The organism is Pseudomonas sp. LG1E9 (assembly GCF_003290225.1).
Lineage (GTDB): Bacteria > Pseudomonadota > Gammaproteobacteria > Pseudomonadales > Pseudomonadaceae > Aquipseudomonas > Aquipseudomonas cyclaminis.
Window position 1 is genome coordinate 1,331,412 of the sequence record NZ_CP029983.1, and the last position, 26,379, is coordinate 1,357,790.

A 26,379-nucleotide genomic window follows, 5' to 3' on the forward strand; every position below is an offset into this window, starting at 1 on the left:
TTCTCAGGTGCGGCGTAGCAGCAAACGCTGGCAGAGTTTTTAAACCCCAGGAACGAAAAAACCCGCTTTCGCGGGTTTGATCTGAATTTGGTGCCCAGGAGAAGACTCGAACTTCCACGACCTTGCGATCACCAGCACCTGAAGCTGGCGTGTCTACCAATTTCACCACCTGGGCTTATCAAGCAACGTTGCCGCTGTTGATGGGGCGAACTATACGGCGGGCTTTTTGATCTGTAAACCCCTGATTCAAAAAAATAAAACGGGTTTTGCGTTAAAAATCAAAAGCCTGAAACGAAAAAACCCGCTTTCGCGGGTTTGATCTGAATTTGGTGCCCAGGAGAAGACTCGAACTTCCACGACCTTGCGATCACCAGCACCTGAAGCTGGCGTGTCTACCAATTTCACCACCTGGGCAGCATCAACAACGTTGCCGTCGTCGATGGCGCGCACTATACGGAGAGGCTTGTAGACTGTAAACCCCTGCCATGAAAAAAGCCTGGAAAATTTCGCCAATGGTCGTGCAAGGTGCGCACCGAGGGCTATAAAGGGCTTTTAAACGCTTGTTGATGCCTGAAATTTCCCGTTTCAATACGCGTATGCCAAACTAACCCGCATATAGACAAGGTGAAAACTCTCTAATGGCCGATTGGCAGTCCCTCGATCCCGAGGCCGCTCGTGAAGCGGAAAAATATGAAAACCCTATTCCTAGCCGCGAACTGATCCTGGCGCACCTCGCCGATCGGGGTTCGCCTGCTAGCCGCGAGCAGTTGGTTGAAGAATTCGGTCTGACCACCGAAGACCAGCTCGAAGCCCTGCGCCGCCGTTTGCGTGCCATGGAGCGCGACGCTCAACTGATCTACACCCGCCGTGGCACTTATGCGCCTGTGGACAAGCTCGACCTGATCCTCGGCCGCATTGCCGGCCACCGTGATGGTTTCGGCTTCCTGATCCCGGATGACGGCAGTGACGACCTGTTCATGAGCCCAGCGCAAATGCGCCTGGTGTTCGATGGCGACCGTGCCCTGGCGCGCGTTTCCGGCCTGGACCGTCGCGGTCGCCGTGAAGGCGTGATCGTCGAAGTGGTGTCCCGTGCCCACGAGTCCATCGTCGGCCGTTACTTCGAAGAAGGCGGTATCGGCTTTGTGGTGCCGGATAACCCGAAGGTCCAGCAGGAAGTGCTGATCACCCCGGGCCGCAATGGCGCTGCCAAGGTCGGCCAGTTCGTCGAGGTGAAAATCACCCACTGGCCAACTGCGCGCTTCCAGCCTCAGGGAGATATTGTTGAAGTGGTCGGCAACTACATGGCGCCGGGCATGGAAATCGACGTCGCGCTGCGCACCTACGATATTCCTCACGTCTGGCCTGAGGCCGTGCTCAAGGAAGCCGCCAAGCTCAAGCCTGAAGTGGAAGAGAAAGACAAAGAAAAACGCATCGACCTGCGCCATCTGCCGTTCGTCACCATCGACGGCGAAGATGCCCGCGACTTCGACGATGCGGTCTACTGCGAAGCCAGGCCTGGCAAGCTGCGCCTGTTCTCCGGCGGCTGGAAGTTGTTCGTCGCGATTGCCGACGTGTCCAGCTACGTGAAGATCGGTTCGGCCCTGGATAACGAAGCCCAGGTGCGCGGCAACTCCGTGTACTTCCCTGAGCGCGTGATCCCGATGCTGCCCGAGCAGCTGTCCAACGGCCTGTGCTCCCTGAACCCGAAAGTCGACCGTCTGGCCATGGTATGCGAGATGACCATCTCGAAAACCGGTGAAATGACCGATTACCAGTTCTACGAGGCGGTGATTCACTCCCAGGCGCGCCTGACCTACAACAAGGTCAGCACCATCCTAGAAACGCCGAAGACCAGCGAAGCCAAGGCCCTGCGTACCGAGTACGCTGGCGTCGTGCCGCACCTCAAGCAGCTCTACTCGCTGTACAAGGTGCTGTTGGGTGCTCGTCACGTGCGTGGCGCGATCGATTTTGAAACCCAGGAAACCCGGATTGTCTTTGGTTCCGAGCGCAAGATCGCCGCAATCACCCCGACCACACGTAACGATGCACACAAGCTGATCGAGGAATGCATGCTGGCGGCCAACGTGGCCACTGCTGAGTTCCTGAAAAAGCATGAGATTCCTGCGTTGTACCGCGTGCACGATGGTCCGCCGCCGGAGCGTCTGGAAAAACTGCGTGCCTTCCTCGGCGAGCTCGGCCTGTCCCTGCACAAAGGCAAGGACGGCCCGACGCCGAAGGACTACCAGGCCTTGCTGGCCAGCATCAAGGACCGTCCGGATTACCACGTGATCCAGACCGTGATGCTGCGCTCCCTGAGCCAGGCGGTGTACAGCGCTGACAACCAAGGCCACTTCGGCCTGAATTACGAGGCGTACACCCACTTCACCTCGCCGATCCGTCGTTACCCGGACCTGCTCACGCACCGCGCAATCCGCAGCGTGATCCATTCCAAGCAGAACACCCCGCACGTCAAACGCGCCGGTGCCATGACGATTCCGAAGGCGCGGATCTATCCGTACGACGAAGCGGCCCTGGAACAGTTGGGCGAGCAGTGCTCCATGAGCGAGCGCCGCGCCGACGAAGCCACTCGTGACGTGGTGAACTGGCTCAAGTGCGAGTTCATGAAAGACCGCGTTGGCGAGACCTTCCCGGGTGTGATCACCGCCGTGACCGGCTTTGGCCTGTTCGTCGAGTTGACCGACATCTACGTCGAAGGCCTGGTGCATGTCACGGCCTTGCCGGGTGACTACTATCACTTCGATCCTGTGCATCACCGCCTGGCGGGCGAGCGCACCGGTCGCAGCTTCCGTCTGGGCGATACCGTGGAAGTGCAGGTCATGCGCGTCGATCTCGATGAGCGCAAGATCGACTTCGGTATGCCAGACAAGCCAGCCGAACCAGTGGGTCGTAAAAAACGTGGCAGCGAAACCGCCGCGCCGGCTACCAAGGGCAAAGGCGCTCCTGCGAAAGCAGCGACCGCCGAGCCTGCGCCGGCCAAGGCCGGTCGCCGTTCCTCCGTCAAGGAAAAGGCCCCCGAAGCCTACCGCCCAAGCGACGCAGCGGCGAAAAACGCCGAACTGCGCAAGAGCCGCGAGTTGAAGCAGCAGTTGCTCAACGAAGCCAAAAGCGGTGGTAAAGCGGCGTCTGGGGGAAAGTCCCACGGGGCGGAAAAGCCGTCGAGCAAGCCAAGTAAACACCGTAAAGGCCCGCCAAAAGCGGGTTCGGCCCCTGCGAAAAGCGGCGGGTCGCGCAAACCTAAGGCCAAGTCATGAGTCTGGAAAAAATCTACGGCGTCCATGCCGTAGAAGCACTGCTGCGTCATCACCCTAAGCGTGTCAAGCAAGTGTGGTTGGCAGAAGGTCGCAGCGAGCCGCGCGTACAAGCGCTGGTCGAGCTGGCGACCCAGAACAAGGTCGCCATCGGCCAGGCCGAGCGTCGTGAAATGGACGTTTGGGTTGAAGGCGTTCACCAAGGCGTGGTCGCGGACGTAAGTCCGAGCCAGGTCTGGGGCGAAGCCATGCTTGACGAGCTGCTCGACCGCACCGAAGGCGCGCCGCTGTTGCTGGTGCTTGACGGCGTAACCGACCCGCACAACCTCGGCGCCTGCCTGCGTTCGGCCGACGCTGCCGGTGCGCTGGCGGTGATCGTGCCTAAAGACAAGTCCGCTACCCTGACGCCCGTAGTGCGTAAGGTCGCCTGCGGGGCGGCGGAAGTGATTCCGCTGGTGGCCGTGACCAACCTGGCGCGCACCCTGGAGAAACTCCAGCAGCGTGGCCTGTGGGTCGTGGGTACGGCGGGAGAGGCCGAGGTCAGTATTTATGACCAGGATCTCACCGGCCCGACTATCTTGATCATGGGTGCTGAAGGCAAGGGCATGCGTCGCTTGACCCGCGAGCATTGCGACTATTTGGTACACCTGCCGATGGCCGGTAGCGTCAGCAGCCTGAACGTGTCGGTGGCGACGGGCGTATGCCTGTTCGAAGCCCGGCGTCAGCGTGGCGTCAAGGTCAAGGCCAAGAAGTAATTCTGAGCCTGGCATAGATGCAAAATGTGGGAGGGGGCTTGCCCCCGATAGCGGTGGTTCAGTTACAGATGATGTGATTGACCATCAGCTATCGGGGCAAGCCCTCTCCCACATTTGGTTTGTGGTGTTCGGAAGGTTGTTCAAATAATCACCAATCACCTTGCGCCCGTTCTTCCCCTTCTCTACAATTGCGCCCCTTGCCCACCTGGCAGGCACGCATGTGCCTCCCCTGCGGCAAGATCCATAAGTGTCATTCACTCCTTGTCTGACCGTTTTTGAGCGGCAGGCTACAACCCGTAAGGAGCATTCATGCGTCATTACGAAATCATCTTTTTGGTCCACCCGGATCAAAGCGAGCAAGTCGGCGGCATGGTTGAGCGTTACACCAAGCTGATCGAAGAAGACGGCGGCAAAATCCACCGTCTGGAAGATTGGGGCCGTCGTCAACTGGCCTACGCAATCAACAATGTTCACAAGGCTCACTACGTGATGCTGAACGTTGAGTGCACTGGCAAGGCCCTGGCCGAGCTGGAAGACAACTTCCGCTACAACGATGCAGTGATCCGTAACCTGGTCATCCGTCGCGAAGAAGCCGTTACCGGCCAATCCGAGATGCTCAAGGCTGAAGAAAACCGCAGTGAGCGCCGTGAGCGTCGCGACCGTCCTGAGCACGAAGGCGCTGATAGCGCTGACAGTGATGACAGCGACAGCAGCGATAACGCTGACGAGTAATCCACGGACCTTATTAAGGAGCCTATCAAATGGCACGTTTCTTCCGTCGTCGTAAGTTTTGCCGCTTCACCGCTGAAGAAGTGAAGGAGATCGATTACAAAGATCTCAACACTCTGAAAGCCTACGTATCCGAGACCGGCAAAATCGTTCCAAGCCGTATCACCGGTACCAAAGCACGTTATCAGCGTCAGCTGGCCACCGCTATCAAGCGCGCCCGCTTCCTGGCCCTGCTGGCCTACACCGACAGCCACGGCCGCTGAGACCGGGCAGTCGACAAGTAGTAAGGGATTGAATGCATGCGCGCCTTAGCTGAGTTCATCATGCGCGGTCGTGTGCAGGCCACTCTGGTAGTGGCTGGATGTGCGGCATTGCCGTTGCTTTATTGGTTGGGTGCTGCCGCAGGTTGCCTTGTGCTGCTGCGGCGCGGTTTGAAGGACGCTCTTGGCGTTCTTGCCCTGGGTTTGTTGCCTGCCTTGATCTGGTGGCTGCAAATGGGTGATCCACGGGTACTTCTGGTACTGCTGGGGTCATCGAGCCTTGCGTTGGTTTTACGCGCAAGTGAGTCCTGGGTCCGCACGCTGCTGGTCAGCGTGGCATTGGGGTTGGTGTACTCAGTGATGCTTGGCGCGGCTTTCCGCCCGCAAATCGAGGCGCTGGCGCAGGAGATCGTCAAGATCCTGCCGCTGGCCCTCGGGGATCTCTACCAGCAATTGTCGGTAGATGAGCGAGCGCGGTTTGCGTCACTGATTGCCCCGGTCCTGACCGGCCTGATTGCGGCTTTGTTGCAGGTCGTCAGCGTGCTGAGCCTGATTCTTGGGCGTTATTGGCAGGCGTTGTTGTACAACCCGGGTGGTTTTGGTCGCGAGTTTCGCAGTATCAGAATTCCCGCGGGACCAGCGATGTTGCTGCTGGCGTGCATGGTTATCGGACCGAACTTCGGGACCCAGATGGCCTTGTTAGCGCCGATTTGCAGCGTGCCGCTGGTGTTTGCCGGGCTGGCCCTGATTCACGGGCTTGTTGCGCGCAAGCGCCTGGCCAGGTTCTGGCTGGTGGGGTTGTACGTCACGCTGTTGCTGTTCATGCAGCTGATCTATCCGTTACTCGTGGTCTTGGCCATTGTCGACGGCCTGATTGATTTTCGCGGTCGTCTGGCGCCGAAAGACGCCGATAACGCGAACGGTGAAGGTTAAAAGTTAGAGGATTTTCACATGCAACTGATCCTTCTGGAAAAAGTCGCCAACCTGGGCAACCTGGGCGACAAAGTGAACGTTAAGGCCGGTTACGGTCGTAACTACCTGCTGCCATACGGCAAAGCCACCGCTGCAACCGCTGCCAACCTGGCTGCGTTTGAAGAGCGTCGTGCTGAGCTGGAAAAAGCAGCAGCAGACAAAAAAGCTTCGGCCGAAACTCGCGCTGCCCAACTGGCTGAGCTGGAAGTGACTATCACTGCCACCGCCGGTGACGAAGGCAAGCTGTTCGGTTCGATCGGCACCCACGACATCGCTGATGCACTGACCGCCTCCGGCGTTGAAGTGCAGAAGAGCGAAGTTCGTCTGCCGAACGGCACCATCCGCAACGTAGGCGAATTCGACGTAGCCGTGCATCTGCACGCTGAAGTTGAAGCCACCGTACGCGTTGTAGTGGTAGCAGCTTAAGCAGCACCTAACTGACTGGCACCTCGCGTGTCAGCCAGTTAACATCGGGCACGATCCTGTTTACAGGTCGTGCCTTTTGTTTTTTTACGATCCCCAAATTCCAAGTGGCCATGAACGATATCTCCGCTCCTGAGCAATACGATCTGCAAACCGCTGCCCTGAAGGTGCCGCCGCATTCCATCGAGGCCGAACAGGCCGTGCTCGGTGGTTTGATGCTGGACAACAACGCCTGGGAACGCGTGCTGGATCAAGTCTCGGATGGCGATTTCTACCGTCATGACCACCGCCTGATCTTCCGCGCCATCGCCAAGCTGGCCGACCAGAACTCGCCGATCGACGTGGTGACCCTGGCCGAGCAGTTGGACAAGGAGGGTCAGACCTCCCAAGTGGGTGGCCTGGGTTACCTCGGTGAGCTAGCGAAGAACACGCCATCGGTCGCCAACATCAAGGCCTATGCGCAGATCGTCCGTGCGCGGGCCACGTTGCGCCAGTTAATCGGCATCGCCACCGAAATCGCCGACAGCGCCTTCAACCCGGAAGGTCGTACCGCTGAAGAAATTCTCGACGAAGCCGAACGGCAGATCTTCCAGATCGCTGAGGCACGGCCGAAAACCGGTGGCCCGGTCAGCGTCAACGACCTGCTGACCAAGGCGATCGACCGTATCGATACATTGTTCAACACCGACAACGCGATCACTGGTCTGTCCACCGGCTACACCGACCTGGATGGCATGACCAGCGGCCTGCAGCCGTCTGACTTGATCATCGTCGCCGGCCGTCCGTCCATGGGTAAAACCACATTCGCCATGAACCTCGTGGAAAACGCCGTGTTGCGCAGCGACAAGGCAGTGTTGGTTTACTCCCTGGAGATGCCAGGCGAATCGCTGATCATGCGTATGTTGTCGTCCCTCGGTCGCATCGACCAGACCAAGGTACGTGCCGGTCGCCTGGAAGACGACGATTGGCCGCGCCTGACCTCGGCGGTCAACCTGCTCAACGACCGCAAGCTGTTTATCGATGACACGGCGGGCATCAGCCCGTCGGAAATGCGCGCACGGACCCGACGCCTGGTGCGTGAGCACGGCGATATCGCCCTGATCATGATCGACTACCTGCAACTGATGCAGATCCCAGGTTCCAGCGGCGACAGCCGTACCAACGAGATTTCCGAGATTTCCCGCTCGTTGAAAGCCCTGGCCAAGGAATTCAACTGCCCGGTGGTTGCCCTGTCGCAGCTCAACCGTTCCCTGGAGCAGCGGCCGAACAAGCGCCCGATCAACTCCGACTTGCGCGAATCCGGAGCGATCGAGCAGGATGCTGACGTAATCATGTTCGTTTACCGGGACGAGGTGTATCACCCGGAAACTGAGCATAAAGGCATCGCTGAAATCATTATCGGTAAGCAGCGTAACGGCCCGATCGGTACCACGCGCCTAGCGTTTATCGGCAAGTACACCCGCTTCGAAAACCTGGCGCCGGGCAGTTACAACTTCGACGACGAGTAAAAACGTCGTCGCCAATTCCGACTGCAAAGGTCGGAATTGGTCAAAATTTGTGCTATATTCCGCGCCCGCGATTTTTCATCTCAACACCGGTCACCGTCATGCAAACAGCCAAGCCGTTATTTGACTATCCCAAGTACTGGGCCGAATGTTTCGGTCCTGCGCCATTCCTGCCGATGAGCAGGGAGGAGATGGATCAGCTTGGCTGGGATTCATGCGACATCATCATCGTCACCGGTGATGCCTACGTTGACCATCCGTCGTTCGGCATGGCGATCATCGGCCGGCTGCTGGAGTCCCAGGGCTTCCGCGTCGGGATCATTGCCCAGCCGAACTGGCAGTCCAAAGACGACTTCATGAAGCTCGGCGAGCCGAACCTGTTCTTCGGCGTCGCGGCCGGCAACATGGACTCCATGATCAACCGCTACACCGCCGACAAGAAAATCCGTTCCGACGACGCCTACACCCCTGGCGGCATGGCGGGCAAACGCCCGGACCGTGCGAGCCTGGTGTACAGCCAGCGTTGCAAGGAAGCCTACAAGAACGTGCCGATCGTGCTGGGCGGCATCGAAGCCTCCCTGCGCCGCATCGCCCACTACGACTACTGGCAGGACCGCGTGCGCAACTCGATCCTGATCGACGCCACCGCCGATATCCTGCTGTACGGCAATGCCGAACGGGCCATCGTCGAGGTTGCCCAGCGCCTGTCGTGGGGCCACAAGATCGAAGACATCATCGACGTGCGCGGCACCGCGTTCATTCGCCGTGACACGCCCGCCGGCTGGTACGAAGTGGACTCCACGCGCATCGACCGGCCGGGCAAGATCGACAAGATCATCAACCCGTACGTGAATACCCAGGACACCCAGGCCTGCGCCATCGAGCAGGAAAAAGGCCCGGTGGATGACCCGGAAGAAGCCAAGGTCGTACAGATCCTGGCCAGCCCGCGCATGACCCGCGACAAGACCGTGATTCGCCTGCCGTCGGTGGAAAAAGTCCGTGGCGATGCGGTGCTCTATGCCCACGCCAACCGCGTGTTGCACCTGGAAACCAACCCGGGCAACGCTCGTGCCCTGGTGCAGAAACACGGCGAAGTGGACGTGTGGTTCAACCCGCCGCCCATTCCGATGACCACCGAAGAAATGGACTACGTGTTCGGCATGCCTTACGCACGTGTTCCGCATCCTGTTTACGGCAAGGAAAAGATCCCGGCCTACGACATGATCCGCTTCTCGGTGAACATCATGCGTGGCTGCTTCGGCGGTTGCACCTTCTGCTCGATCACCGAGCACGAAGGCCGCATCATCCAGAACCGCTCCGAAGAGTCGATCATTCGCGAAATCGAAGAGATCCGCGACAAAGTCCCTGGCTTTACCGGCGTCATCTCCGACCTCGGCGGCCCGACCGCCAACATGTACCGCATCGCCTGCAAGAGCCCGGAAATCGAATCCGCGTGCCGTAAGCCATCGTGCGTGTTCCCGGGCATCTGCCCGAACCTGAACACCGACCATTCGTCGTTGATCCAGCTGTACCGCAGCGCCCGTGCGTTGCCGGGTGTGAAGAAGATCCTGATCGCTTCCGGCCTGCGCTACGACTTGGCTGTCGAGTCGCCGGAATACGTCAAAGAGCTGGTAACGCACCACGTCGGTGGCTACCTCAAGATCGCCCCGGAACACACCGAGGAAGGTCCGCTCAACCAGATGATGAAGCCGGGCATTGGCAGCTATGACAAGTTCAAGCGCATGTTCGAGAAGTACACCAAGGAAGCGGGTAAGGAGCAGTACCTGATCCCGTACTTCATCGCCGCCCACCCTGGCACCACCGATGAAGACATGATGAACCTGGCCCTGTGGCTCAAGGGCAACGGCTTCCGTGCCGACCAGGTGCAGGCGTTCTACCCGTCGCCGATGGCCACCGCCACCGCGATGTACCATTCGGGCAAGAACCCGCTGCGTAAGGTCACCTACAAGAGCGACGCGGTGACCATCGTCAAGAGCGAGGAGCAACGCCGTCTGCACAAGGCGTTCCTGCGTTACCACGACCCGAAAGGCTGGCCGATGCTGCGTGAAGCGCTGACCCGCATGGGCCGTGCCGACCTGATCGGGTCGGGCAAGGACCAACTGATCCCGCTGCACCAGCCGTCCACCGACAGCTACCAGAGTGCCCGGCGCAAGAACTCGACGCCGGCCGGCAGCCACAAGGTCGCCAAGGAAACCACCACCAAGATTCTCACCCAGCACACCGGCCTGCCGCCCCGTGGCAGCGACGGCAGCAACCCGTGGGACAAGCGTGAGCAGGCCAAGGCTGCGGCCCAGGCGCGTAACAAGCAGGCCGCCAAAGAGCGCACCGATGCGGCCAAGGGCAAGGGCGGCAAGCCTGCGCGCAAGCCGGTTGTGCCGCGTTGATCGCTGCCTGAATATGCAAAACGCCAGCTTCGTGCTGGCGTTTTGCTTTCTGGTCGGGGGTGAGCCTGTTTGGTAAGGTGGCGCCCATTAGATCGCTATCGGGGGCAAGCCCCCTCCCACACTGACGGTGTTTACAGACCCAAATGTGGGAGGGGGCTTGCCCCCGACGAGGCCCGATCTGCCACCCTCACTTTCAAGGACGAAACAACCATGGGCAACCCCCTGGCCGGCATCGGCATGGACTCCAACCGCTCCCAGTTCATGGCGCGCCAGCGCATCGAAAGCCAGATCAACCTGCCGCGCCTGTTCGCCGCCATCGACGCCGACCCCGGCATCGTCGGCGCGGGCGTGGTGTACATCGACGCCGACTTCAACATCATCACCCTGCGCGAGTTCAAGCCGATCTGCAGCATTAAGCCCAAGCGCATCATCTTGCGCGAGGCGCAGAAGTACATTGCGCCGACGCAGTTTGCTCAACATGTCGTGAGCAATCCTCGAGAGTCCCGACTGATTGGCGAATCCGTAAATACCGGAATCTCCTGCTTGGGCGCTGTCATCAGTTGGGTTGCGATCGCCAGTGGAACGATTCTGGTGCCTTTCAGTGCCGGCGCCAGTTCCGTCATCGTTGTGGTGGGGTATGCGGCTGCCGGTGCAAGTTCGCTTCAGTGTTTCAACGGCATTGCTCGAACAGCGCTGGAGGTAGCCAAACCTGAGGTAAAGGATTGGCTCGACAGTGAAGGTTGGTATCAGAATGCTTCCATTGTGCTGGACGCAGTATCACTGGCAGGCGTGGGCGCTTCGGCCCTGACGACGGTCAAGCTGGTCAGTGCCGCCAAAGCATCGACGGGTAAGAGCCTGCGTGACGTGCTTCGCGGGTTGAATCGACAGGAAAGAGCCAAGCTCACGAAAGAGCTACTGAGCATCAACCATCCTAGCTTGAGCGCAAAAATGCTCAAGTTGAAGCAGGCGTCGGGTGAACTCACCAAGCGTTTCACCCCTGCGCAGCTCAAGCACAGCACCACTACCCAGATCAAAGAAGTCCTGGGCGCCAGCGTAGGGTTTGGCGGGAGCGCGTACTCCGGAAACGTCAATACCATTGCGATAGGGGTGTACGAGGAAATAAATGAATGAACGAGTTGATGACGTTGCGAGACTTTTTCAGGCATTACTTTCTGACGTTTCTGGGCGGCGTATTCGCTGCGTACTTCTCGTTGGCGTTGGCTGTGGCGCTGGCGTTCGTCACCTATTTTCGGGATGTGCCGATGGCTCAAGTGGGGCTCGAGATCATAGTGGTCGGGGCGCTGCTCATTCTGTTGACGGTCCATAGCAACTTTATGATTTTGCGGGGACGACCCTCCTGGGTATGGGTGATGGTCGGTATCTACGTCGCCTGTCTACTGTTTGTATTTCCAATGGTTCAGTACCAGCCTCATAAAGTTCTCTATGGGTTGGCGCTGTTATTCCCGTTCCTCGGATTGTTGACACTTAACAGCAAGGTTCAACGAGAGATGCGTACAAAACTCGTTGGAATCCGCCGCCTGCGCCAAGCCGTCATTGCACAACGCAAAGCTCGCTGACTGGGTAGATTCACCACCTACGTTCGCACGTGCGCCACAAATATGTGCAACCCTCGCACCACGGCACCTGCGATGGCGCCGTTTTGGTGCTGTACTGCACCGGGTCTTACGATAAAGCGCAATGACCGCCGCAGTGGCATAAGTCTTGCGCGCGTTGTGTCCATGCCCTGGCTCGCAGGAGGCCGCCGTGTCGATTCATGTCGCGTTGCACCATGTTACGCATTACCGCTATGACCGGGCTGTCGAACTCGGCCCGCAGATCGTGCGTTTGCGCCCGGCCGCCCATAGCCGCACGCGGATTTTGTCCTACGCGCTGAAAGTGCTGCCCGAGCAGCACTTCATCAATTGGCAGCAGGACCCCCAAGGCAACTACCTGGCGCGCTTGGTGTTCCCGGAAAAGACCGATGAACTGCGGATCGAAGTGGACCTGGTCGCTGAGATGGCAGTCTTCAACCCGTTCGACTTCTTTCTCGAACCCTATGCCGAAAAAATCCCCTTCAGCTACGCCGCCGATGAGCAGCGTGAGCTGGCGCCGTACCTGGAAACCCTGCCGCTGACGCCGAAGTTTGCTGCCTACCTGGCCGGCATCGACCGCACGCCGTTGCCCGCCGTGGACTTCCTGGTGGGGCTCAACCAGCGCCTGGCCAATGACATTGGCTACCTGATCCGCATGGAACCGGGCGTGCAAACCCCGGAGTTCACCCTGGACAACGCCTCCGGCTCCTGCCGTGACTCGGCCTGGCTGCTGGTGCAATTGCTGCGCAACCTGGGGTTGGCGGCGCGGTTTGTCTCCGGTTATCTGATCCAGCTCACCGCCGACGTCAAAGCTCTCGACGGCCCGTCCGGCACAGAGGTGGACTTCACTGACCTGCACGCCTGGTGCGAAGTGTATTTGCCCGGCGCGGGCTGGATTGGCCTGGATGCCACCTCCGGGCTGTTCGCCGGTGAAGGGCATATCCCGTTGGCCTGTAGTCCTGATCCATCGTCTGCCGCGCCAATCAGTGGTTTGGTGGAACCGTGCGAGTGCGAATTCACCCACGAAATGTCGGTAGAGCGCATTTGGGAAGCCCCACGGGTGACCAAGCCCTACACCGAAGAGCAGTGGCTGGCGATTCAGGCGCTGGGCCGGCAGATCGATGGCGACCTGCTCAAGGACGACGTGCGCCTGACCATGGGCGGCGAGCCGACTTTCGTATCCATCGACGACCCCGACGGCGCAGAGTGGAACACCGCAGCCCTTGGCCCGGACAAACGTCGCCTGTCCGCCGAGCTGTTCCAGCGCATGCGCAAGCACTACGCGCCCAAAGGCCTGGTGCATTTTGGCCAGGGCAAGTGGTACCCCGGCGAGCAACTGCCGCGCTGGTCGCTCAACTGTTACTGGCGTCGAGACGGTGTGCCGATCTGGCACAACAGCGCGCTGATTGCCGATGAGCAAGAGGACTACGGTGCGGATGGCGTGATGGCCGGGCGTTTCCTGGCCAGTGTGGCCGAGCGCCTCAAGTTGCCGGCGCGTTTTGTGTTCCCGGCCTTTGAAGACAATTTTTACTACCTGTGGCGTGAAGGTGCGTTGCCACAGAACGTCACCGCCCAAGACCCTCGTTTGAGTGATGACCTGGAACGTGAACGCCTACGCAAGGTGTTCAGCCAGGGCCTGGATAAAATCATCGGCCAAGTGTTGCCGCTGGCGCGCACCGCCGCCAATGACCGCTGGCAGAGCGGGCGCTGGTACCTGCGCGATAATCACTGCCGCCTGGTGCCGGGGGATTCGCCGCTGGGCTATCGCCTGCCACTGGCGTCGCAGCCGTGGGTGACGGCGGCGGAGTATCCGTTCGTGCATCCCACCGATCCCAATCAGGATCAACCGCAGCTGCCGACCACCGCGCAATTGCAAAGCCACGGCGAACCCGCGCCGAGCGAGGACCGTGTGCCAGAGGTGGATGAATCCGCTGACTGGCTGACCCGCACTGCGCTGTGTGCCGAAGCCCGTGAAGGGCGGCTGTACCTGTTTATGCCGCCCCTGGAGCGCGTCGAGGATTACCTGGAGTTGGTGGCCGCCATCGAAGCCACCGCTGAAGAGCTGCACTGCCCGGTGCTGCTGGAAGGCTACGAGCCGCCGTTCGATATGCGCCTGAGCAACTTCCGGGTCACGCCGGACCCAGGCGTGATTGAGGTCAATGTGCAGCCGTCTGCGACCTGGGATGAGTTGGTCGAGCGCACCGAGTTTCTCTACGAAGAGGCTCGCCAGACTCGCCTGACCACCGAAAAATTCATGATCGACGGCCGCCACACCGGCACCGGCGGCGGTAACCACTTTGTGCTCGGCGGCGCCACGCCCAAGGATTCGCCGTTCCTGCGCCGCCCCGATTTGCTGCGCAGCCTGATCAGCTATTGGCATAACCACCCATCGTTGTCCTACCTGTTCTCCGGCCTGTTTATTGGCCCGACCTCCCAGGCGCCGCGGGTGGATGAAGCGCGCAACGATGCGCTGTATGAGCTGGAAATCGCCTTCGCACAAATGCCCGAGCCGGGTGAAGAATGCCCGCCATGGCTGGTGGATCGCCTGCTGCGTAACCTGCTGATCGACGTGACGGGCAACACCCACCGCGCCGAATTCTGCGTCGACAAGCTGTACTCGCCCGACGGCGCTACTGGCCGCCTGGGCCTGCTGGAGCTGCGCGCCTTTGAAATGCCGCCCCATGCGCGCATGAGCCTGACCCAGCAATTGTTGCTGCGGGCGCTGGTGGCGCGGTTCTGGCGTGAGCCTTACGCGCCGCCGAAACTGGCGCGCTGGGGCACCGAGTTGCATGACCGTTTCCTGCTGCCGCATTTTATCGAGCAGGACTTTGCCGACGTGATCGTCGAACTCAACGCCGCCGGTTACCCGCTGCGCGCCGAATGGTTCGCCGCACATCTGGAGTTTCGTTTCCCCAAGGTCGGCGATTACGCCGTCAGCGGTATCGAGCTGGAACTGCGCCAGGCCCTGGAACCCTGGCACGTGCTGGGAGAGGAGGGCGCAGTAGGCGGCACGGTGCGTTATGTGGATTCGTCCCTGGAGCGCCTGCAAGTGAAGTTGAGCGGGTTGCCACCGCAACGCTATCTGCTGACCTGCAACGGCATCCCGGTGCCGCTGCAACCCACCGGGCGCGTCGGCGAGTTTGTCGCGGGCGTGCGTTACCGCGCCTGGCAACCGGCCAACTGTCTGCAACCGACCATCCCGGTGCACGCGCCGTTGGTGTTTGACCTGCTCGACACCTGGATGCAACGCTCGTTGGGCGGTTGCCAGTACCACGTCGCGCATCCGGGCGGACGCAATTACGACAGCTTGCCGGTGAATGCCAACGGCGCTGAGAGCCGGCGGCAGGAGCGGTTTTTCCGCTTGGGGCATACGCCTGGAAAACTGCCGGTACCAAACCTGGAGATTAATGACGAGCTGCCGATGACTCTGGATCTACGACGTTTCTCCAATAAAAAAGACTGAATGCGATTTCACTGTGCCCTGGGCTTTTGTGGTGAGCGAGCTTGCCTCGCGCGGGGCAAGCCCGCTCACCACAAAAGCCCGGCGACCACAGGGGATTTGCAGTGTTTGTTGAGTTAATCTGAGCCCCTTTGCCTCTGCCGAGCGTTCCATGTCCGACTTGCTCGACCGTTACCCGCTGACTGCGGGCACTTATCACGAACTGCTGGATGGCAGTGGCGCGGTGCGTGCCCATTGGCAGCGCCTGCTTGATCACCTGCAACGCAGCACCCCCGCGCAACTGGCCCAGCGCCAGGCGCTCCTGACGCGGCAGATCCAGGAAAACGGCGTGACCTACAACGTCTACGCCGATCCCAAGGGCGCCGATCGTCCGTGGGAACTGGACCTGCTGCCCCATGTGCTGGCCGCCGATGAGTGGCAGCACCTGTCGGCCGGTATCGCCCAGCGGGCACGCCTGCTCAATGCGGTGCTCGCCGATCTGTATGGCCCGCAACGCTTGATCAAGGAAGGCCTGCTGCCGGCGGAGCTGGTGTTCGGGCATAACAATTTCCTCTGGCCGTGCCAGGGTATCCAGCCACCCGACGGTGCCTTCCTGCACCTGTACGCGGTGGACCTGGCGCGCACACCGGATGGGCGTTGGTGGGTGACGGCCGATCGTACCCAGGCGCCGTCGGGCGCCGGCTATGCGCTGGAAAACCGCACCATCGTGTCCCGCGCCTTCCCGGACTTGTACCGCGACTTGCAGGTGCAGCACCTCACCGGCTTCTTCCGCACGCTCCAGGAAACCCTGGCCCGCCAGGCTCCCGGCGATGACCAGCCACCGCTGATCGTGCTGCTCACGCCTGGCCGTTTCAACGAAAGCTATTTCGAACACCTCTACCTCGCGCGCCAGCTCGGCTACCCGCTGGTGGAAGGCGGCGACCTCACCGTGCGCGACAGCACCGTGTTCCTCAAGACGCTCAGCGGCCTGCGCCGGGTGCACGCGATCATGCGGCGTCTGGACGATGACTTCTGTGACCCGCTGGAACTGCGCACCGACTCGGCCCTCGGCGTGCCGGGCCTGCTGGATGCCGTGCGCCAGGGTAATGTGCTGGTGGCCAATGCCTTGGGCAGCGGCGTGCTGGAATCCCCTGGGTTGCTCGGCTTTTTGCCGAAGATCAACGAATTCCTGTTCGGCGAAACACTGATCCTGCCGTCCATCGCCACCTGGTGGTGCGGCGAAGCGCCGGTGCTCGCAGAAGCCTTGGAGAAACTGCCGGAGCTGCTGATCAAACCCGCGTTCCCCTCGCAGAGTTTCGCCCCGGTATTCGGTCGCGATCTGAACGATGAACAACGCGACGCCCTGGCCGAACGCATGCGGGCGCGGCCATACGCCTATGTCGCCCAGGAGCTGGCGCAACTGTCCCAGGCGCCGGTGTGGCACACCGTGGATGACCACCTGCAGCACCGCGCCATCGGCATGCGTGTGTACGCGGTGGCCAGTGACGAGGGCTATCGCGTATTGCCCGGTGGCCTGACCCGCGTGGCCGCCGAGGCCGATGCCGAAGTGGTGTCGATGCAGCGCGGCGGTGCGAGCAAGGACACCTGGGTACTCGGCGAGCGCGCCGCCGGTGGCGAGCAGTGGCGTGCCCAGCGCACGATTGGTGCCCACGACCTGGTGCGCCGCGATCCTTATCTGCCGTCACGGGTGGTGGAAAACCTGTTCTGGTTTGGCCGTTATTGCGAGCGCTGCGATAACAGCGCGCGCTGGTTGCGTATCGTGCTGGCGCGTTACGTCGACGGCGACGATCCCTTGGCGTTGCAGGCGGCGGTGGAGTTGGGCGAAAACCTGCGCCTGCTGCCCGAAGAGGGCGAATTGCCTGAGCGTCTGCTTGGCGCATTGCTCGGCGACGACTGGCCATCGAGCCTGCGCGCCAACCTGCAACGCTTGCAGTGGGCGGCGTCCCAGGTGCGTGGCAAGTTGTCCCGCGAGAACTGGCAGGCGCTGGTGGAGCTGCAACGCGAAGCCATGGAGCTGGAACGTGAAGCGCCGGACTTTGGCGAGCTACTCGATTTTCTCAACCGCCTGGTGATGTCCCTGGCGGCGCTGTCCGGCTTTGCCCTGGACGACATGACCCGTGACGAAGGCTGGCGTTTCCTGATGATGGGGCGGCGCATCGAGCGCCTGCAGTTCTTGAGCAGTAGCCTGGCAGCGTTCCTGCGGGGTGTGGCGGTGTTCGATCAGGCGGGGCTGGAGTGGTTGCTGGAGCTGGGTAACAGCAGCATCACCTACCGCTCGCGCTACCTGGCGGTGCCGCAATTGATCCCCGTGCTCGACCTGCTGCTGTTGGATGAGCAGAACCCCCATGCGGTGCTGTTCCAGCTCAAGCTGGTCAGCCGCACCGTGCGTCGCCTTAATGACGACTTCGGTGTCCCACGGGAAACCGGGCTGGCGCCCTTGGTGGAGCGTTTGGCGCGTTTCGACCTGGGCTGCCTGGAGAACCCGCTGTTTGGCGAGTCCGGCGTACGTGCCGCATTGGACGGTTTGGCCGACCTGCTGCAAGCGGTGGCCGACGAAAGCGGTCAAGTGTCGGATCGCTTGGCCCTGCGCCATTTTGCCCATGTGGATGATGTCAGCCAGCAAACGGTGTCGGTGTAATGAGCGCGCGCTATCAGATTTTTCACGATACCCACTACCACTACGACAGCCCGGTGTCCCTGGCCCAGCAGTTGGCGCACTTATGGCCACGGCCCTGTGCCTGGCAGCGCTGTACCTCGCAGCAACTGGATATCAGCCCGGAGCCGACCTCGCGCCGCGATGAGCTGGACGTGTACGGCAACCCGATCACTCGCCTGGCGTTCGAACGGCCCCATGATGAACTACTGGTCAACGCCGGGCTGACCGTGGAAGTACTGGCGCGGCCCGCGCTGGATTTCCAGCAGTCACCGGCCTGGGATCAGACCCGTGACAGCCTGACCTACAGCAGCCAGCCGATGACGGCTGAGCGAATCGAAGCCTGTCGGTATCGCTTTGAATCGCCCTACGTGCACTTGAAAAAAACCTTCGTCGAGTTCTCCGAAAGTTGCTTCCCGCCCGGTGAGCCGTTGCTGTTGGGCGTGCAGGCGTTGATGGAAAAGATCTTCAGCGAATTCACTTTCGATGCCGAAGCCACCCAGGTCGCCACGCCGCTGGTGGAAGTGCTGGAGCGCCGTCGTGGCGTGTGCCAGGACTTCGCCCACCTGATGCTTGCCTGCCTGCGCTCGCGGGGGCTGGCGGCGCGGTATGTCAGCGGTTACCTGCTCACCCAGCCACCGCCCGGCCAGCCACGGCTGATCGGCGCCGACGCGTCCCATGCGTGGGTCTCGGTGTTTTGCCCGGTGTCAGGCTGGGTCGATTTTGATCCGACGAACAATGTGCAGCCGGCACTGGAGCACATCACCCTGGCCTGGGGCCGGGACTTTTCCGATGTGTCGCCGTTGCGTGGGGTGATTCTGGGGGGAGGGAGCCATGACCCGGAGGTGCGGGTGACGGTGATGCCGCTGGAGTAGCGGTTGAGGAGGGTGAGCAGGGTGGGCCTGCTCACCACAAAAGAAATTATTCAGCCGGATCCTTTGGTGTTTCAGTCTCGTCGCTCGTTTCTTCAGCATCGACGTCCGGGTTCAGTGCGCCGGCTTCTTCGTCTGCAGCGGCTTTCTTGCGTTGCAGTTTTTCCTCTTTCTTCTGTTCCTTGGCCAAGTCTCTCTGACGTTTGGCGAAGGAGTAATTAGGTTTGGCCATGGGCGATCCTCTAGGGTCGAAGGTGAGGGTGGCGGCGCGCAGCTGCCTTGGGTCGCTATGGTAGCAGCTTAGCAGCGCGCTTTGCCTTCACTTACCGCAGGCGTACGCGGCCAGCAGGCCGTTGAACAGGTGATTGAGGCGCATGGTTCGGACTCCGGTGGGTAATGGGCCGATCATAGGGAGGTACTGCGACTTTGGCTGGTAGATTGTGTTGATAAGTCTGATAGCCTAAAGTTGTATACAATCTGTTGATTCAGATCATAAGAATTCAAGCCTGTTTGATGCACCCTTATCGCAATCCGCGTTTTTTAAACCCTGCCTTGGAGATTCACATGTTTGCCAAACTCGTTGCTGTTTCCCTGCTGACTCTGGCGAGCGGCCAGTTGCTTGCCGCAGAGTGCAAGGTCATCGTCGACTCCACTGACCAGATGTCCTTCAATACCAAGGAAGTCGTGATCGACAAGAGCTGCAAGACGTTCACTGTCGAACTGACTCACTCCGGCAACCTGCCGAAAAACGTCATGGGCCATAACTGGGTGCTGACCACTGCCGCCAACATGCAACCCGTTGCCACTGAAGGCATGGCCGCTGGCATCGACAAGAACTACCTGAAAGAAGGTGACGACCGCATCATCGCCCACACCAAGATCATCGGTGCCGGCGAGAAAGATTCGGTGACGTTCGATGTGTCGAAGCTGGCAGCCGGGACCGACTACGCGTTCTTCTGCTCGTTCCCAGGCCACATCTCGATGATGAAAGGCACGGTGGTCGTCAAGTAACACCGCGTTATCGTTCATCGGGGGCAAGTCGAATCGTCGCACCGCCCCTCCCACATTGGATCGCATTTCAAAAGGTGGGAGGGGGCTTGCCCCCGATGACTATCTGACAGTCACTACAAAACTGCCTGACTCACCTCAAGGCGCAAACGGCATCACCCGCTTGTGCTCAGTCTTGCGATACGTCTCGCAGATAATCCTGAACGCTTCCTCGCGCACCGCTTCACCGTGCAGGAACGCGTCAATCTCCGCATAGGTCACGCCATGTGACGCTTCATCCGGCTTGCCTGGCGACAGGTCTTCGAGGTCGGCAGTCGGGATCTTCTCCACCAACGATTCCGGCGCGCCAAAGTGCCGTGCAATCGCACGCACCTGGTTCTTCACCAGCCCGCTCAAAGGCGCCAGGTCGCACGCACCGTCACCGAACTTGGTGAAAAAGCCCATCACCGCTTCCGCCGCGTGGTCGGTGCCAATCACCAGGCCACCGGCCGCGCCGGCGATGGTGTATTGCGCCACCATGCGCATGCGCGCCTTGGTGTTGCCCAGTACGAAATCGCGGGACACCGCCGCCTTGCCTTCGAACGCAGCCACTTCACTGGCCAGGGCTTTCACCGCCGGGCCGATGTTCACGGTGTGGCGCTCGTCCGGCTCGATAAAGTCCACCGAGGCCTGGGCGTCGATTTCGTCGAACTGGGTGTCGTAAGGCAGGCGCACTGCGATAAAACGGTAAGCCTCGTCACCGGTGCTGGTGCGCAGGTCCTGCATCGCACGTTGGGCCAACAGGCCGGCGGTCAGGGAATCGACGCCGCCGCTGATGCCCAGTACCAATGCCTTGAGCCCGGAGTTGCGCAGGCAATCCTGGATAAAAGCCACGCGGCGGGCCACTTCGGCCTCAAGGTCGGCCTGGTTGTTGAACGGCGCTTGCACCTTGAGTTGCTGCGCAATCTCACGCTGTACGGCTTGCATGATTCACTCCTTGCTGGAAATGGCAGGTACTTTGAAAACATGACGCAAATAGGCGACAAAATTCGGGTCGGTGCAGTGGGTCTTGCCCGCTTCATCGGAGATTTTGGCGACGGGCTGGCCATTGCACGCGGTCATTTTAAGCACGATGCTCATCGGTTCCACCCCTGGAATATCGCAGGTCAGGTTGGTGCCGATGCCAAAGCTCACATTAATGCGACCGCGCAGCGCCCGGAAAATCTCCAGGGCCTTGGGCAGCGACAGGCTGTCGGAGAACACCAGGGTCTTGCTCATCGGCTCGATCCCCAGCTTGTGGTAGTGGGCGATGGCTTTTTCGGCCCACTGCACCGGGTCACCGGAGTCGTGGCGCAGGCCGTCGAACAGCTTGGCGAAGTACAAGTCGAAGTCGCCGAGGAACGCATCGGTCGTGATGCAGTCGGTCAGGGCGATGCCCAGAAGGCCCCGGTATTCGCGGACCCAGCAATCGAGGGCGGCGATCTGGCTGTCGATCAGGCGCGGGCCGAGTTGCTGGTGGGCCATGATCCATTCGTGGGCCATGGTACCCAGGGGCTTCATGTCCAGCTCGCGGGCCAGGTGCACGTTGCTGGTGCCGACGAAGCGCCCTGGGAAGTCGTGCTTGAGTACAGTGACCACTTCTTCCTGCACCCGGTACGAGAAGCGTCGGCGCGTGCCGAAGTCGGCCACTTGCAGTTCCGACAGTTCCTCGCTGCTGGCATTCGCCGTCAGCCAGTCGAACTTGCGGTACAGCTGCTCGCGGGCCTGTTCGAGGATCACTGTCTGGTAGCGGTAGCGGTTACGCACTTCGCTGACGATGGCCAGCATCGGCACTTCAAACAGGATCACATGCAGCCACGGGCCGCGCAGGCGGATAAACAACTCGCCGTTTTCGATGCCGGTCTGCACATAACGCAGGTTGAAGCGGAACAGCCCGAGGAAACGCAGGAAGTCCGGCTTCATAAAGCTGATGCGTTCCAGGAAGCCCAATTGGTCCGGACTCAGGCTCAGCTCGGCGAGGCGCTCGATCTGGTAGCGGATCTCCGCCAGGTAGGGGCGCAGGTCTTCACTGTTACGGCAACGAAACTCCCATTCAACTTCCACGTTCGGGTAGTTGTGCAGCACCGCCTGCATCATGGTCAGCTTGTAGAAGTCGGTGTCGAGCAGGTTCTGCACGATGCGATCGGCAAACACACTCTCGCTCATAACGGGAATCTCCAGACGGGTCGGCGTTGGGCGCCGGCCTTTACGCACAATTAAGGAAGGGGGCTAGTGGCGCATAGACCCGTGGGGTTTTGCCAGTGATTTTTTTGGGTGTGGCTACTGGCCTCATCGGGGGCTTGCCCCCGATGGCTATCTTTCAGGCACTAAATAACCTGCTCCATCATCCACTTCACAAAATCGCGCACCTTGGGCACCTCTGCCGAATGCTCCGGATACGCCAGGTAATACGCATCCTGGCTCGGCATCGCATGCTGCCAGGGAATCACCAGCTTGCCGTCGGCCAATTCCTCTTCCACCAAAAACCGCGGCAACAGCGCCACGCCACAGCCGACCTGCGCTGCACGAATGCACATATAAAAGGTGTCAAAACGCGGCCCGTGGTAGCTGTGTTCAGTCTGGTAACCCTGGCTGGCGAACCAGTCATGCCAGCCCTGGGGGCGCGAGGCGTTTTGCAGCAGCACCAGTTCGCTCAGTTGCGTGGGGTCGGTGAAGGGCGTGGCGGGCAGGCTCTCGGGTGCGCACACCGGCACCAGTTCTTCACTGAACAGCTTCAGGCTCTCGGTGCCGGGGCGTGCGCCCTGGCCGAAGTAGAAGGCCAGGTCGGCCTTGCCTTGCAGCAGTTCGTCCGGCTCCTGCTCGTTGCACAGGTCCAGATGGATCTGCGGGTGACGCAGCCGCCAGCCCTTGAGGCGCGGCACCAGCCAGCGCGCGCCGAAAGTGTAGGGCGTGGACACGCGCAACACTTCGGTCTCGCCGCCGTAGGAGCGCAGGTAATGGGTGGACATCTCCACTTGCGTGAGGATCTTGCGCACTTCCACCAGGTACAGGTCGCCTGCCGGGGTCATCTGCAGGCGGCGACGCACGCGGCGAAACAGCAGGTGTTGCAGCAGTTCTTCCAACTGCGCCACTTGCTTGCTGACCGCGCTCTGCGTGAGGTTCAGCTCTTCGGCGGCGCGGGTGAAGCTCAGGTGGCGGGTGGCGGCTTCGAAACACTGCAGGGCGGTGATCGAGGGCAAATGTCTTTTGTTCAGCACGGCGTGCCTCTTTTTATGCTTTGCATGAATAAACGGAATGATATCTCGCCTAATCGTCGTTTGTTGGCAAGTCTTGGGCCAGCTACAAATAAGGCCTGGATCGCCGTGCGTGGCGCGGTGCGATTTTTTGTCTGCAGATTGAAGGAGTGACCCATGGTTGCCGCATTGCTTGATCGTCTCGGGGTAAACCCGGCGCTGTACCAGGCGGGTAAACAGCCCGTGCATTCGCCGATTGATGGCAGCCGTATCGGCAGTGTGCACTGGGAAGGTGCCGCCGAGGTGGAGCAACAGGTCAGTCGCGCCGAGCATGCATTCGACGCCTGGCGCAAAGTGCCGGCGCCGCGTCGGGGTGAGCTGGTGCGTCAATTCGGCGACGTGCTGCGCGAATACAAGGCCGACCTGGGCGAGTTGGTGTCCTGGGAAGCGGGCAAGATCACTCAGGAAGGCCTGGGTGAAGTGCAGGAAATGATCGACATCTGCGACTTCGCCGTCGGCCTGTCGCGCCAGCTGTACGGCTTGACCATCGCCTCCGAACGTCCGGGCCACCACATGCGTGAAACCTGGCACCCGCTGGGCGTGGTCGGCGTGATCAGCGCTTTCAACTTCCCCGTTGCGGTGTGGGCGTGGAACACCACTCTGGCGTTGGTGTGCGGCAACGCCGTGATCTGGAAACCCTCGGAAAAGACCCCGCTCACCGCCCTGGCGTGCCAGGCGCTGTTCGAGCGCGTGCTGAAGAAATTCGACGGTGCCCCTGAGTATTTGAGCCAAGTGATCATCGGTGGCCGCGATGCCGGCGCCGCGCTGGTGGATGACCCGCGTGTCGCGCTGATCAGCGCCACCGGCAGCACGCGCATGGGGCGCGAAGTGGCACCTAAAGTCGCCGCACGTTTTGCCCGCAGCATCCTCGAACTGGGCGGCAACAACGCCATGATCCTCGGCCCAAGCGCCGACCTGGACATGGCTGTGCGCGCCATTCTGTTCAGCGCCGTCGGCACCGCCGGCCAGCGTTGCACCACCCTGCGCCGCCTGATCGCCCATGAGTCGGTCAAGGCAGAGATCGTCACCCGCCTCAAGGCCGCGTATTCCAAAGTGCGCATCGGCCACCCGCTGGAAGGCAACCTGATCGGCCCGCTGATCGACAAACACGGCTTCGATAATATGCAGGACGCCCTGGAGCAGGCCTTGAGCGAAGGCGGCAAGGTGTTCGGCGGCAAGCGCCAGTTGGAAGATAAATTCCCCAACGCCTACTACGTGTCGCCAGCGATTGTGGAAATGCCCGAGCAAAGCGACGTGGTGTGCACCGAAACCTTCGCGCCGATCCTCTACGTGGTTGGCTACAGCGATTTCGCCGAAGCCCTGCGCCTGAACAACGCCGTGCCCCAAGGCCTGTCGTCGTGCATCTTCACCACAGACGTGCGCGAGGCCGAGCAATTCATGTCGGCCGTGGGCAGTGACTGCGGCATCGCCAACGTCAACATCGGCCCGAGCGGCGCGGAGATTGGCGGTGCGTTTGGCGGCGAGAAAGAGACCGGTGGCGGGCGTGAGTCGGGTTCGGATGCGTGGCGTGGGTATATGCGTCGGCAGACCAATACGGTGAACTACTCGCTGGAATTGCCGCTGGCCCAGGGCATTACCTTCGACTAAACCACTGTCGAAACGCGGTTGAAAATGTGGGAGGGGGCAAGCCCCCTCCCACATGTGACCGCATTGCACATCAAGATTGTTGTTTGTTAGGTCTCACCGGAGTCTGGCAATGGCACTACGCGAAACATGTTTGTGGGAACACCTCACCCCCAGCCGGCCGGATCGCGCCGCGCTCAAGGGCGAGTTGAAAGTGGACGTGTGCGTGATCGGCGCCGGTATTACCGGACTTGCGGCCGCCATTCACCTGCTGGAGCAGGGCAAAAGCGTCGCCGTGCTGGAAGCCCATCGCACCGGCCACGGCGGTTCAGGTCGTAACGTAGGGTTGGTGAACGCCGGGTTGTGGATCCCGCCGGATGACATCGAGGCCGGTTTCGGCGAAGCGGTGGGCAGTCAGCTCAACCGCATGCTTGGCGCAGCACCTTCGCTGGTGTTCAGCCTGATCGACAAATACAACATCGATTGCCAACTGCGCCGCGAGGGCACCTTGCACATGGCGCACAACGCCCGTGGCGAGGCGGATTTGCGCAGTCGTGAAGAACAATGGAAACGCCGCGGCGCGCCGGTCGAGCTGCTCACCGGCCAGGCCTGCGAGCACGCCACCGGCACTAAAAAGATCGCCGCCGCCTTGCTGGATCGGCGGGCGGGTACCTTGAACCCGATGGCCTACACCTCTGGGTTGGCCAATGCTGCGGTCGGGCTTGGTGGACAACTGTTCGATCATTCGCCGGCCACCCGATTGGAACGCCAGGGTGCGCAGTGGTCGGTGCAGACCCAGCACGGTGCAGTGCAGGCAGCGCAGGTGGTGATTGCCTCCAATGCCTACACCGAAGGCGAATGGACCGAGCTGCGGCGTAACTTTTTCCCCGGTTATTACTACCAGGTCGCCTCGGCCCCGCTCACCGATGACGCCGCCCGGCAGATACTCCCCGGCGGCCAGGGTTCGTGGGACACGCGCCAGGTCTTGAGCAGCATCCGCCGCGATGCCGAGGGTCGTTTGTTGCTTGGCAGCCTGGGCAATGGCAACCAGAAACCGGCGTGGTTTCTCAAGGCGTGGGCCGATCGGGTGCAGCAGCACTACTTCCCCTACCTCAAATCGGTGCAGTGGGAGTTCACCTGGACCGGCTGCATCGCCTTCACTCCCGATCACCTGATGCGCTTGTTCGAACCGGCCCCTGGCCTGGTCGCCGTCACCGGCTATAACGGGCGTGGCGTGACCACCGGCAGTGTGGTCGGCAAGGCGTTCGCCGACTACTTGTGTCACCAGGATCCCCAGGCCCTGCCGATTCCCTTCGCGCCGATGCAACCGCTGGCCGGCGTGGGCTTGCGCAGTTGCCTGTATGAGGCCGGGTTCTCGCTGTATCACGCCGGGCAATGCCTGAGGATCGTGATCTGATCAGCGAAATACCGCTCAGAAGCCTGCATTTTCTTAGCCGGCTACTAATCTGTATTGGTGCAGGTCGTAGCAGTTGCGCACTGTAAATGTGCAGTTCCGTTACGCATGCTGTTACAGGTGCAGGGGCTGCGGTTTATCCATCCGGTTGCAGGTGGCACCTGCCAGGGTTGTACTTTTTAAGGGGGTTGGTTGCACCTCTGTAG

The 26,379-nt window shown here is 60.9% G+C and carries 20 protein-coding genes and 2 tRNA genes; 16 read left to right on the forward strand and 6 right to left on the reverse strand.

Features of this window, described 5'->3' with window-relative positions:
• Positions 1 to 88 precede the first annotated feature (88 nt).
• Both DNK50_RS06255 and DNK50_RS06260 read right to left on the reverse strand, forming a co-directional pair.
• Positions 89 to 175: transfer RNA gene (locus tag DNK50_RS06255), tRNA-Leu, on the reverse strand.
• 152 nt (positions 176 to 327) lie between these two features.
• A tRNA-Leu gene (locus DNK50_RS06260) sits at positions 328 to 414 on the reverse strand.
• Positions 415 to 638: 224 nt separating this feature from the next.
• Between DNK50_RS06260 and rnr the strand changes: the two genes are divergently transcribed.
• The 13 genes from rnr to DNK50_RS06325 all read left to right on the forward strand — a co-directional run bounded on the left by rnr (position 639) and on the right by DNK50_RS06325 (position 18,898).
• A complete protein-coding gene (gene rnr, locus DNK50_RS06265) occupies positions 639 to 3,272 on the forward strand; it encodes a ribonuclease R (RefSeq protein WP_112193131.1) in 2,634 nt (877 codons plus the stop codon).
• On the forward strand, positions 3,269 to 4,024 hold the full coding sequence (gene rlmB, locus DNK50_RS06270) for a 23S rRNA (guanosine(2251)-2'-O)-methyltransferase RlmB (protein WP_099583668.1): 756 nt from the start codon (positions 3,269 to 3,271) through the stop codon (positions 4,022 to 4,024). Before rnr ends, rlmB begins: the two co-directional genes overlap by 4 nt.
• Positions 4,025 to 4,333: 309 nt before the next feature.
• Entirely contained in the window at positions 4,334 to 4,756 is a 423-nt protein-coding gene (rpsF, locus tag DNK50_RS06275) for a 30S ribosomal protein S6 (protein ID WP_003171371.1), read from the forward strand.
• A gap of 29 nt (positions 4,757 to 4,785) precedes the next feature.
• Complete coding sequence (gene rpsR / locus DNK50_RS06280) at positions 4,786 to 5,016, forward strand: 30S ribosomal protein S18 (RefSeq protein WP_003171373.1); 231 nt, start codon at positions 4,786 to 4,788, stop codon at positions 5,014 to 5,016.
• Positions 5,017 to 5,052: 36 nt separating this feature from the next.
• Entirely contained in the window at positions 5,053 to 5,946 is an 894-nt protein-coding gene (locus DNK50_RS06285) for a hypothetical protein (RefSeq protein ID WP_099583667.1), read from the forward strand.
• A gap of 18 nt (positions 5,947 to 5,964) precedes the next feature.
• A complete protein-coding gene (rplI, locus tag DNK50_RS06290) occupies positions 5,965 to 6,411 on the forward strand; it encodes a 50S ribosomal protein L9 (RefSeq protein ID WP_003171376.1) in 447 nt (148 codons plus the stop codon).
• Positions 6,412 to 6,521: 110 nt separating this feature from the next.
• Complete coding sequence (dnaB, locus tag DNK50_RS06295; RefSeq protein WP_064450415.1) at positions 6,522 to 7,916, forward strand: replicative DNA helicase; 1,395 nt, start codon at positions 6,522 to 6,524, stop codon at positions 7,914 to 7,916.
• Between the two features lie 98 nt (positions 7,917 to 8,014).
• A complete protein-coding gene (locus DNK50_RS06300) occupies positions 8,015 to 10,318 on the forward strand; it encodes a YgiQ family radical SAM protein (RefSeq protein WP_112193133.1) in 2,304 nt (767 codons plus the stop codon).
• 210 nt (positions 10,319 to 10,528) lie between these two features.
• On the forward strand, positions 10,529 to 11,449 hold the full coding sequence (locus DNK50_RS06305; protein ID WP_112193135.1) for an NAD synthetase: 921 nt from the start codon (positions 10,529 to 10,531) through the stop codon (positions 11,447 to 11,449).
• Positions 11,446 to 11,895, forward strand: a complete 450-nt coding sequence (locus DNK50_RS06310; RefSeq protein WP_112193137.1) for a hypothetical protein — start codon at positions 11,446 to 11,448, stop codon at positions 11,893 to 11,895. The genes DNK50_RS06305 and DNK50_RS06310 overlap by 4 nt, the downstream gene beginning before the upstream one ends.
• A 187-nt stretch (positions 11,896 to 12,082) precedes the next feature.
• Positions 12,083 to 15,373, forward strand: a complete 3,291-nt coding sequence (locus DNK50_RS06315; RefSeq protein ID WP_112193139.1) for a DUF2126 domain-containing protein — start codon at positions 12,083 to 12,085, stop codon at positions 15,371 to 15,373.
• Between the two features lie 148 nt (positions 15,374 to 15,521).
• Entirely contained in the window at positions 15,522 to 18,008 is a 2,487-nt protein-coding gene (locus DNK50_RS06320) for a circularly permuted type 2 ATP-grasp protein (RefSeq protein ID WP_112193141.1), read from the forward strand.
• Positions 18,008 to 18,898: a transglutaminase family protein gene (locus DNK50_RS06325; RefSeq protein WP_112193143.1), complete on the forward strand. Its 891-nt coding sequence runs from the start codon at positions 18,008 to 18,010 to the stop codon at positions 18,896 to 18,898. The genes DNK50_RS06320 and DNK50_RS06325 overlap by 1 nt, the downstream gene beginning before the upstream one ends.
• 46 nt (positions 18,899 to 18,944) lie before the next feature.
• On the opposite strand, the gene DNK50_RS06330 is transcribed toward DNK50_RS06325, so the two are convergent.
• Positions 18,945 to 19,127: a hypothetical protein gene (locus DNK50_RS06330; protein WP_099583660.1), complete on the reverse strand. Its 183-nt coding sequence runs from the start codon at positions 19,125 to 19,127 to the stop codon at positions 18,945 to 18,947.
• 332 nt (positions 19,128 to 19,459) lie between these two features.
• Here DNK50_RS06330 and azu point away from each other — a divergent pair, with 332 nt between their 5' ends.
• Positions 19,460 to 19,906, forward strand: a complete 447-nt coding sequence (gene azu / locus DNK50_RS06335; RefSeq protein ID WP_112193145.1) for an azurin — start codon at positions 19,460 to 19,462, stop codon at positions 19,904 to 19,906.
• Between the two features lie 135 nt (positions 19,907 to 20,041).
• Here the strand turns inward: azu and nadE are convergent, their stop codons facing one another.
• From nadE to DNK50_RS06350, 3 genes are all read right to left on the reverse strand, one after another.
• Positions 20,042 to 20,869 (reverse strand): ammonia-dependent NAD(+) synthetase, encoded by an 828-nt coding sequence (nadE, locus tag DNK50_RS06340; RefSeq protein ID WP_112193147.1) that lies wholly within the window; start codon positions 20,867 to 20,869, stop codon positions 20,042 to 20,044.
• A 3-nt stretch (positions 20,870 to 20,872) separates the two neighbouring features.
• Positions 20,873 to 22,087, reverse strand: coding sequence for a nicotinate phosphoribosyltransferase (gene pncB / locus DNK50_RS06345; protein WP_099583657.1), 1,215 nt, complete (start codon positions 22,085 to 22,087; stop codon positions 20,873 to 20,875).
• 161 nt (positions 22,088 to 22,248) lie between these two features.
• On the reverse strand, positions 22,249 to 23,139 hold the full coding sequence (locus DNK50_RS06350; RefSeq protein WP_112193149.1) for a LysR family transcriptional regulator: 891 nt from the start codon (positions 23,137 to 23,139) through the stop codon (positions 22,249 to 22,251).
• A 153-nt stretch (positions 23,140 to 23,292) separates the two neighbouring features.
• On the opposite strand from DNK50_RS06350, the gene DNK50_RS06355 reads away from it, so the two are divergent.
• Entirely contained in the window at positions 23,293 to 24,783 is a 1,491-nt protein-coding gene (locus DNK50_RS06355; protein ID WP_112193151.1) for an aldehyde dehydrogenase family protein, read from the forward strand.
• Positions 24,784 to 24,892: 109 nt separating this feature from the next.
• Positions 24,893 to 26,176: an FAD-binding oxidoreductase gene (locus DNK50_RS06360; protein ID WP_112193153.1), complete on the forward strand. Its 1,284-nt coding sequence runs from the start codon at positions 24,893 to 24,895 to the stop codon at positions 26,174 to 26,176.
• Positions 26,177 to 26,379 lie beyond the last annotated feature (203 nt).

Coding starts and splice junctions, on each gene's coding strand:
- rnr (WP_112193131.1), top strand. CDS start 639: ATGGCCGATTGGCAGTCCCTCGATCCCGAGGCCGCTCGTGAAGCGGAA.
- rlmB (WP_099583668.1), top strand. CDS start 3,269: ATGAGTCTGGAAAAAATCTACGGCGTCCATGCCGTAGAAGCACTGCTG.
- rpsF (WP_003171371.1), top strand. CDS start 4,334: ATGCGTCATTACGAAATCATCTTTTTGGTCCACCCGGATCAAAGCGAG.
- rpsR (WP_003171373.1), top strand. CDS start 4,786: ATGGCACGTTTCTTCCGTCGTCGTAAGTTTTGCCGCTTCACCGCTGAA.
- DNK50_RS06285 (WP_099583667.1), top strand. CDS start 5,053: ATGCGCGCCTTAGCTGAGTTCATCATGCGCGGTCGTGTGCAGGCCACT.
- rplI (WP_003171376.1), top strand. CDS start 5,965: ATGCAACTGATCCTTCTGGAAAAAGTCGCCAACCTGGGCAACCTGGGC.
- dnaB (WP_064450415.1), top strand. CDS start 6,522: ATGAACGATATCTCCGCTCCTGAGCAATACGATCTGCAAACCGCTGCC.
- DNK50_RS06300 (WP_112193133.1), top strand. CDS start 8,015: ATGCAAACAGCCAAGCCGTTATTTGACTATCCCAAGTACTGGGCCGAA.
- DNK50_RS06305 (WP_112193135.1), top strand. CDS start 10,529: ATGGGCAACCCCCTGGCCGGCATCGGCATGGACTCCAACCGCTCCCAG.
- DNK50_RS06310 (WP_112193137.1), top strand. CDS start 11,446: ATGAACGAGTTGATGACGTTGCGAGACTTTTTCAGGCATTACTTTCTG.
- DNK50_RS06320 (WP_112193141.1), top strand. CDS start 15,522: ATGTCCGACTTGCTCGACCGTTACCCGCTGACTGCGGGCACTTATCAC.
- DNK50_RS06325 (WP_112193143.1), top strand. CDS start 18,008: ATGAGCGCGCGCTATCAGATTTTTCACGATACCCACTACCACTACGAC.
- DNK50_RS06330 (WP_099583660.1), bottom strand. CDS start 19,127: ATGGCCAAACCTAATTACTCCTTCGCCAAACGTCAGAGAGACTTGGCC.
- azu (WP_112193145.1), top strand. CDS start 19,460: ATGTTTGCCAAACTCGTTGCTGTTTCCCTGCTGACTCTGGCGAGCGGC.
- nadE (WP_112193147.1), bottom strand. CDS start 20,869: ATGCAAGCCGTACAGCGTGAGATTGCGCAGCAACTCAAGGTGCAAGCG.
- pncB (WP_099583657.1), bottom strand. CDS start 22,087: ATGAGCGAGAGTGTGTTTGCCGATCGCATCGTGCAGAACCTGCTCGAC.
- DNK50_RS06355 (WP_112193151.1), top strand. CDS start 23,293: ATGGTTGCCGCATTGCTTGATCGTCTCGGGGTAAACCCGGCGCTGTAC.
- DNK50_RS06360 (WP_112193153.1), top strand. CDS start 24,893: ATGGCACTACGCGAAACATGTTTGTGGGAACACCTCACCCCCAGCCGG.